This is a genomic window from Nocardia sp. NPDC019395 (assembly GCF_040632335.1).
Classification (GTDB): domain Bacteria; phylum Actinomycetota; class Actinomycetes; order Mycobacteriales; family Mycobacteriaceae; genus Nocardia.
In genome coordinates this window covers 34,908-47,659 of record NZ_JBEYBT010000003.1, presented here as the reverse complement: position 1 = coordinate 47,659, position 12,752 = coordinate 34,908, and the positions used below count along the sequence as shown (strand labels likewise).

Annotated in this window: 13 protein-coding genes; 6 read left to right on the top strand and 7 right to left on the bottom strand. The window is 67.3% G+C overall.

What is annotated here, in order from left to right:
- Positions 1 to 63: 63 nt before the first annotated feature.
- Positions 64 to 315 carry a hypothetical protein gene (locus ABZ827_RS11450; protein ID WP_357236027.1) on the bottom strand — a complete coding sequence of 84 codons (252 nt, stop codon included), beginning with the start codon at positions 313 to 315 and terminating at the stop codon, positions 64 to 66.
- Positions 316 to 405: 90 nt separating this feature from the next.
- On the opposite strand from ABZ827_RS11450, the gene ABZ827_RS11445 reads away from it, so the two are divergent.
- Positions 406 to 1,311: an alpha/beta hydrolase gene (locus tag ABZ827_RS11445; RefSeq protein ID WP_357236025.1), complete on the top strand. Its 906-nt coding sequence runs from the start codon at positions 406 to 408 to the stop codon at positions 1,309 to 1,311.
- Positions 1,312 to 1,355: 44 nt separating this feature from the next.
- On the opposite strand, the gene ABZ827_RS11440 is transcribed toward ABZ827_RS11445, so the two are convergent.
- Positions 1,356 to 2,549 (bottom strand): serine/threonine-protein kinase, encoded by a 1,194-nt coding sequence (locus tag ABZ827_RS11440; RefSeq protein ID WP_357236024.1) that lies wholly within the window; start codon positions 2,547 to 2,549, stop codon positions 1,356 to 1,358.
- A gap of 113 nt (positions 2,550 to 2,662) precedes the next feature.
- Entirely contained in the window at positions 2,663 to 5,419 is a 2,757-nt protein-coding gene (locus tag ABZ827_RS11435) for an AAA family ATPase (RefSeq protein ID WP_357236023.1), read from the bottom strand.
- A gap of 345 nt (positions 5,420 to 5,764) precedes the next feature.
- On the opposite strand from ABZ827_RS11435, the gene ABZ827_RS11430 reads away from it, so the two are divergent.
- Complete coding sequence (locus tag ABZ827_RS11430) at positions 5,765 to 6,325, top strand: hypothetical protein (RefSeq protein ID WP_357236022.1); 561 nt, start codon at positions 5,765 to 5,767, stop codon at positions 6,323 to 6,325.
- Positions 6,326 to 6,341: 16 nt separating this feature from the next.
- On the opposite strand, the gene ABZ827_RS11425 is transcribed toward ABZ827_RS11430, so the two are convergent.
- Both ABZ827_RS11425 and ABZ827_RS11420 read right to left on the bottom strand, forming a co-directional pair.
- On the bottom strand, positions 6,342 to 6,770 hold the full coding sequence (locus ABZ827_RS11425; RefSeq protein ID WP_357236021.1) for a TA system VapC family ribonuclease toxin: 429 nt from the start codon (positions 6,768 to 6,770) through the stop codon (positions 6,342 to 6,344).
- On the bottom strand, positions 6,767 to 7,009 hold the full coding sequence (locus ABZ827_RS11420) for a CopG family transcriptional regulator (RefSeq protein WP_357236019.1): 243 nt from the start codon (positions 7,007 to 7,009) through the stop codon (positions 6,767 to 6,769). Before ABZ827_RS11420 ends, ABZ827_RS11425 begins: the two co-directional genes overlap by 4 nt.
- Positions 7,010 to 7,375: 366 nt before the next feature.
- On the opposite strand from ABZ827_RS11420, the gene ABZ827_RS11415 reads away from it, so the two are divergent.
- Positions 7,376 to 7,681, top strand: a complete 306-nt coding sequence (locus tag ABZ827_RS11415; protein WP_357236017.1) for a hypothetical protein — start codon at positions 7,376 to 7,378, stop codon at positions 7,679 to 7,681.
- A 217-nt stretch (positions 7,682 to 7,898) separates the two neighbouring features.
- Here ABZ827_RS11415 and ABZ827_RS11410 read toward each other — a convergent pair whose 3' ends face one another.
- The gene (locus ABZ827_RS11410; RefSeq protein ID WP_357236015.1) at positions 7,899 to 8,282 is read right to left on the bottom strand and encodes a VOC family protein; all 384 of its coding nucleotides are present in this window, start codon (positions 8,280 to 8,282) and stop codon (positions 7,899 to 7,901) included.
- A 393-nt stretch (positions 8,283 to 8,675) separates the two neighbouring features.
- Between ABZ827_RS11410 and ABZ827_RS11405 the strand changes: the two genes are divergently transcribed.
- Both ABZ827_RS11405 and ABZ827_RS11400 read left to right on the top strand, forming a co-directional pair.
- On the top strand, positions 8,676 to 10,181 hold the full coding sequence (locus ABZ827_RS11405; protein ID WP_357236013.1) for a SulP family inorganic anion transporter: 1,506 nt from the start codon (positions 8,676 to 8,678) through the stop codon (positions 10,179 to 10,181).
- A gap of 1 nt (position 10,182) precedes the next feature.
- Positions 10,183 to 10,593 (top strand): MerR family transcriptional regulator, encoded by a 411-nt coding sequence (locus tag ABZ827_RS11400; RefSeq protein WP_357236618.1) that lies wholly within the window; start codon positions 10,183 to 10,185, stop codon positions 10,591 to 10,593.
- Positions 10,594 to 10,742: 149 nt separating this feature from the next.
- Here ABZ827_RS11400 and ABZ827_RS11395 read toward each other — a convergent pair whose 3' ends face one another.
- A complete protein-coding gene (locus tag ABZ827_RS11395) occupies positions 10,743 to 11,447 on the bottom strand; it encodes a TetR/AcrR family transcriptional regulator (protein WP_357236011.1) in 705 nt (234 codons plus the stop codon).
- 142 nt (positions 11,448 to 11,589) lie between these two features.
- Between ABZ827_RS11395 and ABZ827_RS11390 the strand changes: the two genes are divergently transcribed.
- Positions 11,590 to 12,681: a homogentisate 1,2-dioxygenase gene (locus ABZ827_RS11390; RefSeq protein ID WP_357236010.1), complete on the top strand. Its 1,092-nt coding sequence runs from the start codon at positions 11,590 to 11,592 to the stop codon at positions 12,679 to 12,681.
- Positions 12,682 to 12,752: the final 71 nt, after the last annotated feature.

The following is a 12,752-nucleotide window of genomic DNA, read 5'->3' as shown; positions in this document are numbered from 1 at the left end:
CGGCGCGGGCCGCTACCGTCGCGGTTCATCTCCCAGACCTCAGCTCCCGGCCTGGACGCTGAGTCATGGGTGAAACGAGTGAAGAGGATCGCCCTGCCCCAGTCGGGGGAGAACGACGGGTGCCCGGTCCAATCGTGCGGGATTCATCACGAAGACCGACTGACGGTCGTCGGCGAACGTGATTTTCGCACGGCCCGGCGTACTGGTGAAGTATTGCACCCACTGCTCGGGATCCACGCCGCAGCCGGCGATCAGCCCCGACAACGCCACGGTGATCGCGACTGCCAACGGCACCCGGATCTTTGTCTCGAACACTTTGCCCAATCTATCCGCAGCCCGGTCCGGGAGCTGTTCGAAGAAGCGAGGCCGGGAAATTCGGCCGCGCTGATCGGTAACGTGTGGAAGATGCACACCCAGGGAGCCGCGGAGTGGATCGAGACTCGCGACGGCCGCGAACTATACGCACAGGTGCTCGACGGCCCCTTCGGAAACCGAGGCGAAGAAGGCAGTACGGATGCGGCGGGGACCCGCGGCGCGGTGACAGTGGTGTTCGAGGCCGGCTACGCCGCCCAGCGCTCCACCTGGGCTCCCGTGCAGACACGAGTGGCGGAGTTCGCTCGCGCCGTCGTCTACGACCGCTCCGGCCTCGGGCGTTCGGCGCCCGACCCCGGCGGTCGCAGCCTGGAGCGGATGGCGGCCGACCTGAACGACGTACTCGACCATCTCGGCACCGGCCCGTTCGTGCTGGTCGGGCATTCCGCCGGCGGCCCTATTGTGCGCGCCGCGGCCGCGAATCCACAACGACGCCAGGAGGTCATCGGCTTGGTTTTGGTCGATCCCAGCGACGAGGCAGCGGGTTTCGCGATGAGCCGCACCACCAGGCTGCTGGAGCAAGTGATCGAGCCGATCGAACTGGGACTGGCAAAACTAGGGCTGTTCAAGCCGCTGTTCGGCAAGCTGCTGGCCGCGATGCCCGCTGAGGATGTGCGTGCCGACCTGGACAGGGAGGCTTTCACCCCGCAGGTAGTCCGTACGCAGATACAGCAGACGAAGACGTTCATCCCGGAACTGCGGGCTTGGCGGCAGAATGCGCCGGACCTGGGTGACATACCGGTCACTGTGGTGTCCGGAGCCCTGCCCGGGGACGGGATGATCCGCAAGCAGCGAACGGCATTCGTGGCGGCGCACGCCACTCGCGCGGCAGCTTCGGCCAGGGGGCGTCACGTGATGGCGCCCAACTCGGCGCACTATGTCCCGCTCACCGACGCCGACTTGGTGGCCGCTGAAGTACGTCGTCTGGCGGAAGCTTAGGTCGGCACGGAACCCGTACATCACCGGCTACCGGAGCCCGACCGTCAGATCGCCTGGTTCCAGCCCTGCTCGTCCCGATCTGGAACCAGTAGCGAAATGCCGTCACCTGTGTACTGATGAACCTCCGAGGCAGCCACGCTGTGGCTGTTCTCCTCGTTCGAGTCGGGCAGCAACAAGGCTGCCGCGCCGCTGATCAGCACCAGTATCACGAAGATGGCAAGTGCCACACCCCATACGATCCCGAGATTACGGTCCTCGGTCGACGCGCCACGCCCGATCGGGTTGCCGGGAGCCGGGGGCGGTACCGGTGGAGCGGCCACCATCGGACGCTCGTATCCGGCCGGTCGTGAGTTGTGCACCGTCGGCGCGATACGCGCGATATCGACCGTGTTCTCGACGTGCCGGCCCCCGAGTGCGTCGAGGACAGCGGTGGTGAATGCGGCACAGGTGGGGAAACGGTCGTCGCGTTGTTTGGCCATCGCCCGCGCCAGGACCGCGTCGAGGGCCACGGGGAGATCCGGGCGTATGGCGGTGATCCGGGGAACAGGCTTCGAGACGTGGCCCAGCACCACCTGTCCCGGATTCGTCGCCGCGTACGGCGGTTGCCCGGCCAGCAGGGTGAACAGGGTGCAGGCCAGGGAATACTGGTCGGAGCGGTGATCCACGACCTCGCCGGACAACTGCTCGGGCGAGGCGTAGGCCAGCGTCGCGGTGAACGTACCGGTGGCCGTGAGCTTGGTGTTGAGAGTGTCGGTGAGCCCGGCGATACCGAAATCGGTGAGCACCGCGTGCGCTTCGCGGAAATCGTCGCCGTGGGCGATCACGATATTGGCCGGTTTCACGTCGCGGTGCAGGATGCCGCGGCTGTGCGCGTAGTCCAGCGCCACCGCGGTTCCGCGCAGGAAATCCGCCACGGTCGCGGGCGGCTGCCGGGCAGCGTCCCAGGATGCGGCGTCGGTGCCGCGGATGTATTGCATCGCGATCCACAGATGACCGTCGTGCGCGCCCCGGTCCAGCACGCCGACGATTCCCGGGTGTTCGAGCCGGGCGATCACGTCGGCCTCGCGTTCGAACCGGCGGGCGAGTTCGGGGTCGGTGGATACTTCCCGGTTCAGCAACTTCAACGCCACGGTGCGGGGTAAACGTGGGTGCTGGGCAAGGTACACCGTACCCATTCCGCCCTGGCCCAGGAGCCCTTCGATCCGGTATCCGGCAAAGGTCTCGCCCACCCCCAGCATTACTGCTCCTTCTGTCACTACTCGAACACGGTGACGGTACCGCACCGCTCCAACCGCGGCACCCGGGTGTTGCTTCTGACCGAACTGGCTTCCAGCGGTGGGTAATCCGCCAATTACTGTGACAGCCAACGGTGTTCGAGTTCGCGACGGGACCGGACCCCGAGTTTGGCGAAGATCTCGCGCAGCTGCCATTCGACGGTGCGCGGGCTGACGAAGAGCCGCGCCCCGATTTCCACGTCGGTGAGGCCTTCCCGGACCATTTTGACGATCTGGTTCTCATCCGGGGTGAGTTCGTCACCGGTTCCGGTGGGGTGCTCATGGATACGCTCCCCGACGGCGGCCAGCTGGCGTGCCGCTCGGTGGGTGAAACCGTCCATGCCCATGGCCGTGAAGAGTTCGTGCGCGGTGTGCAGATGTTCGCGGGCCTGCGGTCCGCGGCGCTCGCGGCGCAGCCATTCACCGTAGACGAGGTGGGCGCGGGCCAGTTCACCGCGCAACGTGGTGCGGGCGAGATGCATGACCGCCGCCCGATACCGGGTTTCGGCGTCCGGTCCGTCGCTCAACAACGCGTGGGCGCGGGCCTCGATACCCATCGCCCAATCGCTGCCGCTGGGCCGGGTGACCTCGGTGAGGCGGACCAGGGCGTCGAATGCCCGGTCGGTGGCGCCGGAGCGGGCCGCCGCCTCGATGTATTCGACGAGCGACCAGACCGGGATGCCGACTTCCAGTTGCACATACTCCTCGTTCGACGCGCGCGCGGCCTCGGCTGCCTCGGCGTACCGTTCCTGACTGTTGTAGAGGACGGCGCGGGCGTAACCGCCGACCACCGGCCCGATCCCTTCTCCCCGGCGCTGCTCCCCTTCGTCGGCGTATCTGCTGAGCTCGAGACATTCCGCTTCGCGGCCGCGCCAGCCGGCGACGAGCAGTGCCACGTAGACGGGGGCCGCGGCGCCGACCGCTTCGGAGACGGTCCGGATCTCTTCGGCCAGCGATTCCGCTTCCGCGAGTTCACCGTCGAGGAAGTGGACGACGCCGCGCAGGGTCAACGCGATCGGTAGCGCGGAGGCTCGCCCGGTGACCCGGACAAGATCCAGATTCCGGACGCTCAGTTCGGACAGTGTCTCGTGATCCCACAGGCCGACTGCCGTCACACAGGTGAGCCACAGCCAGCGCAACGCCTCGTTCGGGGAGAGGCCCGCGTGGCGGAACGCGTGCAGAGCGGCCCGCAGCGCCGGGACTGCGGTGGTGTGCCCGTCGAGGGTTCTGGTGGCCAGGGCGTCGAGCAGGAGGTCGACCGGGCGTGGGTTCGGCGGGGCCGGGGTGGCGCGGGCCGCGAGGGCGGCCTCGTACTGTCCGCGGCGATAGGCCTTGGGACCGGCGAAGAGGGCGGCGTCGATGACCTCCAGATACGTTTCGCGGGCACTGGCGACGTCGTGGACGGCGAGCCGTCGCGCAGCCTCCAGCAGCAGGGCCGGGGCGGCGATACCGCGGTCGGTGGTGAACGCGATCCGGGCGCGCACCAGCTCGGCTTCGGCGCGTAGCCGGTCGTCACGCAGACCGGATTCCGCGAGCGACAGCAACTTCAGGGCGGTGTCCGGGTCTCCCGCCTCATGGGTCGCCCGCGCGGCGACCAGTGCCCTGTCCCGGCGACGCTGGAGGTCGGGGGTCAATTCGACCGCCCGCGCGGTGAACGCGGCGGCCGCGGCGATACCACCGCGCACGCGGGCGCGGACGGCCGAACGCTCGAGTTCCGCGGCGATTATCTCGTCGGGACCGGCCGCGCCCTGGGCGGCATGCCAGGCGCGGCGATCGGGGTCGGTACCGGGATCGGTCGCCGCGGCCAGCGCGCGGTGGGCGGCGCGCCGGTCCTCGATATCGGCGGCCCAGTAGACGACGGACCGGACGATGGGATGGGCGAACCCGACCCGGTCACCGATCTCCACCAGCCCGGTCGCCACGGCCGGCTCGGCCGCTGCGAGATGGATTCCCAGATGGTCGGCCGCCGGCCAGAGCAATCCGGGTTCACCGGTCGGATCGGCCGCCGCGATCAGCAGGAACTGCCGGGTTTCGGCCGGGAGCTCGGCGATCCGCCGCAGGTACGCCGAACGTATCCGGTCGTTGACGCCGCGCGCGGCCGGGAGGCCGAACCCACCGGCCAGTTCCACCGGACTCGATGTCTTCGGCAATTCCAGCAGGGCCAGCGGATTGCCCCGGGTTTCGGCGACGATCCGGCTGAGCACATGCTCGTCCCACGAACCGGGCATCGTCGCACGCAGCAGCGCGCGGGCGTCGTCGTCGCGTAAGCCCGCCAGCGGCAGTTCGGGCAGGCCGGCGGGCTCCACCGGGTCGGTCGCGGCGGTACCGGGTGGCACCCGGACCGCGAAGACGAGGGCCACCGATTCGGCACCCAAGCGGCGGGCAGTGAACGCGAGAGTCTGCATGGAGGCCCGGTCGAGCCACTGGGCATCGTCGACGACGCACAGCAGCGGCCGCTCCCGGGCGACCTCCGAGAGCAGGCCGAGCACACCGAGCGCGACCAGAAAACCGTCGGGCGCGGGTTCACCGCCCTCCCCCAACGCCGCGGTGACCGCCGCGCGCTGCTGGGCCGGCAGCGCGTCGAGTTCGTTCGTCATGGGTGAGCACAGCTGGTGCACGGCCGCGAACGCCAACTCCATCTCCGACTGGATACCCGTGATGCGGGCGATCCGGAAACCCCGCGCGCGTCCCACCAGATAGTCGAGCAGCCGGGTCTTACCGATCCCCGGGTCGCCCCGGATCACCAGGGCACGGCTCTGCCCAGCACGAACGGCGCGGAGCAGTTCGTCCAATCGTTCGCATTCAGGGTCTCGTCCCGGAACCCGCGATGGCATCGGTGCTCCCGTCGGTACATCGAACGAGTCCCGAACGGTGCCGGGCACGAACGACCAGCACTGTTGTCGTCATGGGTTCAGGGTAACCAGCACTCTCCGGTCCGGCTCGCAACGAACACCACAGCATGCCGCGCCGGGGGCGGTCGCACAAGGCCCGGATTCCACCATCCGGAACACGGAAGCGATCGGCAGTCGGCCGCGGACGGGCGTCGCGGTGCGACTATTGACGTACGAGAGGGCGCGACCATGACTCCTGGACCGATTCGACCGGGAAAGAGGCTTCATGAACCCGCAGGCTGCCACCGGGCCGTGCTCGCCCGCTCACCGACCGGCGCCGGACTCGCGATGATGACGCCGCGACGCCCACCGGCGGACCTCGACCAGCACACTCTGCTGCACGGCCCGCTGTTCTCACGCCGCACACCACTGCGACCCGATAACGCGGCGTCCCGGATCAGCGCCTACATCTACGGCAACGTCCTGGTCCTTACGGCGCTGGTACCGGTGGTCACCGCGGAAAAACACGTCGGAATCCTGGTGGTCCTGGGAACCGCGGCCTCGACGTTCGTCGCCCACAGCTTCGCCGAAACCGTCGGCGACAGCGTGCGCCGGCAACGCACGGCGACCCGAACCGACCGGATACGCGGACTGCGCAACTCGGTGCCGATTCTCTCGTCGGCGGTGCTGCCCTGCGTGATCCTCGCGACCGGATGGCTGGGGTGGATCGAACCCCGGACCTCGCAGGTTCTCGCGGAGATCGTCGTCCTGATCCGTATCGGGGGCATTGTTTTCGTGATCCGCCGCCTACGCGGTGAACGTCCCAGCCGCGCCTCGATCGTCACCGCCGTACTGCTCACCCTCGCCGCCACCACGGTCGTCGTCGTCAAGATCGCGCTCACCCACTGAACTCCGGCGGCCGCGGTCACCGGTGCAACGGATTGATCCAATCCACCTCGGGAAAGCGGGCGAAATCGGTGTCGAACGAGCACACTGCCACACCGTGTTCGATCGCCAGGGCAGCGAGATGAGCGTCAGGGACAAGGTTTCCGGTCGCATAGTGATCGTCGACGAGCCGGCCGAGAACGCGCCGGTGCCGGTCGGTCGGCAGCGGGACCCACGCCATATCGTGATCCAGCCACTCATCCACGAACGACCATGCTTCGCGGCCGGTCATCGGCGCGGTGAAGATCTTCGGGTGGGTGGCGATTCGGACGAAGCCGACCAGGCTGTGCCATGGGAACCCGACCCGCACATCGCCGTTCATCGCGTCCTCGAGCCAGGTATGCGCCACCGCATGACGCGGGCTGCTGTCGTCGACCGCGTAGAGCAGCACGTTGACGTCGACGATCACGATTTACCGGGGTACGGCTCGTCGAGCAGATCCGAGACCTCCGAGTTGCGGGAGAGGTCCACCCGTGCCCCCAAGGCGCGGGTCCGCTGCTGAAAACGGCGGCGTGGAGCTGTGGACGTGTGATGGATCGCCGCCCGCGCCAGCTCGTTGACCGCCTCGCCGAGACCGATACCGCGCTCGCGCCGTAGCCGCTCGGCGGCAGCCAGAACGTCACTGTCGAGCCGGATCGTCGTACGCATACGACCAGGTTACATCACTGATGCCGGGAGTATGAATCAGTGATGCGCCGGGGATATCTGCTATCGAGCCGGGACCTACCAGGGCCGAGAGCGAACAGGATCCGCGAGGGCTCTCGGAAAACCGACGCTGACGACAGGCGAAATATATAGCTAATTCCTATGAAAATGGGTCGAGCTCGAACACCTCGGAAAGCGCTCGAATTCGTGAGCTGGACTAACGAATTTCCCTGCGCGAGTGGATGATGCGGCAGTTCCCGGATCGGCTGTGAACAATTCTGAAAAAAGGCTGTAACACTTTGTGCCTGGAGCGACATATGTGGGCGTAAGCACAACTGTCCCACTCGGGACATCTATGAAAGGAACAGTGTGAGACACAGAAGTTTCCGCACGCTCGCTGCCGCCGTATCCATCGCCGCCGCCGGTCTCGGCGCGGCCGGCACCGCGGCCGCGAACCCGGTACAGCTGACCGAAGCGGCACCGATCCAGAACTCTGGGGCCACCGAGACCGGCACCGGGTCCGCTGCCCTGCTGCCGGCGTTGCTCCCGCTGCTGGCCAGCGGATCGGGTACCCCCGAAGAAGCAAGCGGAACGACAACCAGCACCGGATCCGCGGAAACGCTGCTGCCGGTGCTGCTGCCGCTGCTGGCCAGCGGATCCGCAACACCTGAGTAAGTAACACTCCGTACGAACCTTCTCTGGACGATTTCGGCCCCGGGTCGCCGGCGCGGCCACTTCACGTGAGGGACGTACTGCACCACCCCCAAATCTGCGCAGGCTCGAACAAACATCGACGAGCCGCCGCACCCCGGAAAGCTCCCAGCTTCCGGGGTTCGGTCTTTTTCCGGCGAGGCACCTCGAGCAAGAGGCACAGCGTCTCGCCCCTTGCCGTTCATTCGATCGGCGTGCCGATAATCCATTCATGACCGAACGGGTCCCGCACCCGCCCCTGCCTGACGCCGTACGGCCGATCCGCTACCTCGATCACGATTTCGCCGCCGGCCGCAGCCATACGCTCGGCGAGCCGGTCCGGATCGTTGTCCATCACAGTGAGCAGCAGGCCCCGTCCGCCGAGTCGCCGCGGGTCCCGGTCGAGCTGGTCGGCGTCCTTCAGCTGGAATACCGCCCCGCCGGGAACCTCGAGTTCAGCGAATACGACCCGGCCGTCCGCCTCGTGCCGGTCCCGGAGCGCGGCACCGAAAGCTTCGCCGTAGTAGCGGATCGCGGCTTCCGCTCCCTCGACGACCAGTTTCGGGATGATCTGCTCAATAGTCATAGAGGTGAGTATCGGCAGCCACGGCGCTTGCCGACTTGGAATTTTGTCTCCTCGGGAGCCGCCAGAGGCCGCCATGTGTGCGTGCGACGCCGTGCACGGCCAACCGCCGTATCGGGGCCCGGAGGCCGACACCGGCCGTCGGACCGGCGATCATGCGCACACACCGGGAATGAGGGGTGGGCCACTTTCCCGGCATCGAGCTTGTAACCCTACCCTCCCGTAAGGGTAGGGTCCGGATTCGCTGAGTGGTTGCCGATCACCGATGCCCGGCAGCGCGGCCGGTTCCGGTCTCATGTTCTCACCCACTCGGTTCCCTCTCGACAGATCCCCTGCCGGGCGAGCGCCTGCTCACCCGACCGCGCTCGCGCGCCCAGTGAACGGAGTCAGCGAACCGTGCCGACGACACACCGGCCCGACAGCCCCGCCATCTCGGTGGCCGCGGCTCTGCGTAGCCCGAAACGACTCCGGACCGAGGTGCTGGCCGGGCTTGTGGTGGCATTGGCGCTGATCCCGGAGGCGATCTCCTTCTCGATCATCGCGGGGGTCGACCCACGAGTCGGGCTGTTCGCCTCGTTCACCATGGCGGTCACCATCGCGATCACCGGCGGGCGGCCCGCCATGATCTCCGCGGCGACCGGTGCCGTCGCGCTCGTCGTCGCACCCGTGGTGCGCGACCACGGCCTCGACTACCTGATCGCGACGGTCATCCTGGGTGGGGCGATCCAAATCGTGCTGAGTGTGGCCGGGGTCGCGAAACTGATGCGGTTCATCCCGCGCAGCGTCATGGTCGGGTTCGTGAACTCGCTGGCGATCCTGATCTTCACCGCCCAGCTTCCCCATCTTTTCGGCGTGCCGTGGCTGGTGTATCCGATGATCGCGGTGGGTCTGGCGATCATCGTGGGGCTGCCGAAGCTCACCACTGCCGTCCCCGCGCCGCTGATCGCGATCGTGGTGCTCACCGCGGTCACCCTGATATTCGCGCTGCATGTACCGAATGTCGGTGACGAAGGCGAACTGCCCTCGAGCCTGCCGATACCGCTGCTGCCCGATGTTCCGTTCACGCTGGAGACCCTGCGGATCATCGCCCCGTACGCGCTGGCGATGGCGCTGGTGGGGCTGCTGGAGTCGCTGTTGACGGCCAAGCTGGTCGACGACATCACCGATACCCGTTCCGACAAGTCCCGCGAGGGCTGGGGGCAGGGCATCGCCAATATCGTCACCGGAATCTTCGGCGGTATGGGTGGTTGCGCCATGATCGGCCAGACCATGATCAATGTGAAGGTGTCCGGCGCACGTACCCGGATCTCCACCTTCCTGGCCGGTACGTTCCTGCTGATCCTGGTCGTCGGACTGGGCGGCCTGGTCGCGCAGATCCCGATGGCGGCGCTGGTGGCGGTGATGATCATGGTGTCGGTGGGCACCATGGACTGGCATTCCCTCGCGCCCTCGACACTGCGGCGGATGCCGATCGCGGAGACCACGGTGATGCTGATGACCGTCGGCGTCACGGTCGCCACCCACAACCTGGCCTACGGTGTGATCGCCGGTGTGCTCACCGCGATGGTGGCGTTCGCTCAACGGGTCGCGCATTTCACCGAGGTGACTCCCGAACCGACCACCGAACCGGACAGCGAAACCCGGGTCTACAAGGTGCGCGGTGAGCTGTTCTTCGCCTCCAGCAACGACCTCGTCTACCAGTTCGATTACGCGGGCGATCCGGACAAGATCGTGATCGATATGTCGGAGACCCATATCTGGGATGCCTCGACCGTGGCTGCCCTCGATGCCATCACCACCAAGTACGCCGCCAAAGGCAAACGAGTGGAGATCCTCGGTTTGAACGCCGCGTCGGTGGCGCGGCACGAACGTCTCTCGGGCCACTTGGCCGGTGCGCACTGAGATGGGCGGCGACGCGAACTATCTGCAGATCGGGCAGGTAGCCGAGCGGACCGGATTGTCCCTCAAGACGATTCGTCACTACGACGAGGTCGGGCTGGTGCAACCGTCGGCCCGGTCGACGGGCGGGTTCCGGCTCTACACCGCGACGGATGTCGATCGATTACTGGTGATCCGGCGGATGAAGCCGCTCGGTTTCACGCTGGAGGAGATGAAACAGCTCCTGGAAACCCTCGGCACTCTCGACGACGGCGCGGCCTCCGGCCCACAGCGTGACACCGCGGCCGCGGATCTGCGGGCGTTCCGCAACAAAGCGCGCGAAAGCGCCGAGCGGCTGCGCAAACAGCTTGCCTACGCGCATGAATTCACGGAGCTGCTGTCCGCCCGCGTTTCGCCACAAGAATCCGGCGGCTGAAACCCCGCTGTCGGTTCAGCGGAATTCACCCCGCCCCGGCGCCGAACGGCCTCTCGCATCATTCCCGGCCGTCGGGCGGGGGTCGTGACGGCTGTCGCAGCGAGCGCCCGAGATGCGCGCCGACTCCGGCCACACGGAGACCTTCGAACTCAAACGCGGTCGATGCCTCCAGGAACCACGCCTGCCACCCGGGCTTCGATCCCCGCGACGATGGTGTCCGCGACCAGGCGTGCGTGCCGTCGCACGGCTGACGCGGCCAACGGGTCCGACGGGGACATCCTGGTCGCCAGTGGGAGCAGGGAGTACGGAGCGGTCGCGCCGGTGGAGATGAGGAAGTGCAGCGAACGGAGATCGTCGCGATTCAGGATCTTGCGCTGGATCATCGGTTTCAGGGGTTCGCCGAGCAGCATCAGCATCGGTTCGATATGCCGGTCGTAGAGGTAGGTCAGGCGGGGGCCTTCGATCGCGGCTTCCATGCTGATCAGGCGCACCACCTCGGGGTACTCGGCCTGGAGTTCGAGGAAGCGGATGATGCCGGCCCGGAATTCTTCCAGCGGGGGCAGATCGGTGCGTTCGGGTCGGATCTTCAGCAGGGTGAGCGCGTTGCCGAAGATCCAGTCCGCCACCGCGTACCAGAGGGCCTCCTTCGACCCGAAGCGCTGGTGGATCAGGTTATGACTCACGCCGAGTTCCCGGTTGACCGCCGCGACCGACGCGCCGTTGAACCCGTCGCGGGCGAAGACCCGTAGCGCGGCGGCGAGGATCTCGTCCACCGAGGCGGGTGTTTCCCCGGCGGGCGGCCGGCCCCGGCCTTTACGGGACCCGCGCGGTTCGGGTGCGGCCACAGCGTCCATAACCGTCGATTATATTGACACCTATCAATTTGTCTGCCAGTGTGAGCCCAGCCACTTTGCTCTGCGGTGCGGCGGGTCGCGGCGGCTCTGCGTTGCCCGCGGCCGCCTCCGCCGGAGCGCCCGACGAGGACTGGATGCTGTTATGGAATCCTTTGTGCACCTGCGGAAAGGCACTACTCCCGACCGGCTGCACGCCGATCTCGACGGCCTGAAGGACGACGAGCTGGGTCGCGGCGGTTTCACCGGGCGCACCGCGCAGCTGTATCGGCGCAACGATCCGGTGAGCTATCGCGCGACCGGCCCGCTCGCACCGGTCGATGTACTGGCCGACGCGCTGAAACCCACCGATTCCACCGATCCGGCGGGCTCCCCGCTGCTGCTGTTCTCCAACGCCGACTGCCGCATCCTGCTGAGCCGGCGCGCGCAGGAGATGCCCTTCTTCGCCCGGCATATCGACGGCGATCTGCTCTCGTTCGTGCACAAGGGTTCCGGCCTGCTGGAAACCGAATTCGGTCCGCTGCGTTACCGCGAGGGCGATTGGGTCTACATCCCGAAGGCATGCACATTCCGCCAGGTTCCCGACAGCGAATCGACGCTGCTCATGATCGAGGCGACCGAGGAATTCCGGGTACCGCCCGCCGGGCCGCTGGGCCGGCATTTCCCGTTCGATCCGAACCGGATGACCGTCCCGGAACCGGCGGCGATGGACGACGACGGACGTGACGAGTACGAGGTCCGCCTGGTGCACGAGGGCGGCCCGACTTCGCTGTTCTACCAGCATCATCCGCTGGATGTGGTGGGCTGGCAGGGCGACAATTTCCCGTTCACCTTCAATATCGCCGACTACAACGTGATCCTCTCCGATACGGTGCACCTGCCCGCCACCGTGCACCTGTTCATGCAGGCCACGGGCGTGTACGTGATGAACTTCCTGCCGAAACGCGCGGAATCGGCGCCGGGCACGGAGACGATCCCCTGGTATCACCGCAATGCCGACTACGACGAGATCGCGTTCTTCCACGGCGGCGAGATGTACGGCGTGCCGATGCCACCGGGACTGATTTCGCACGCACCGCAGGGCGTGCACCACGGGGCACCGGAGAAAATGCGGGAACGCGCGCGGCGTAAGCGCGAGGAGATCAGCCGGATCGGCTGGACCACCATCGCCGTCGACACCCGGCGGCGGCTCGTCCCCTCGCCCGAGGTCCTGGCGAACAACCTCGGCGCGCACTGAACCGCACCGCTCTCCCGCCGGTGTCCGCGGGCCGGCCGTCCGGCGGGCACCGGCTACTTCTCGCTCCGAAA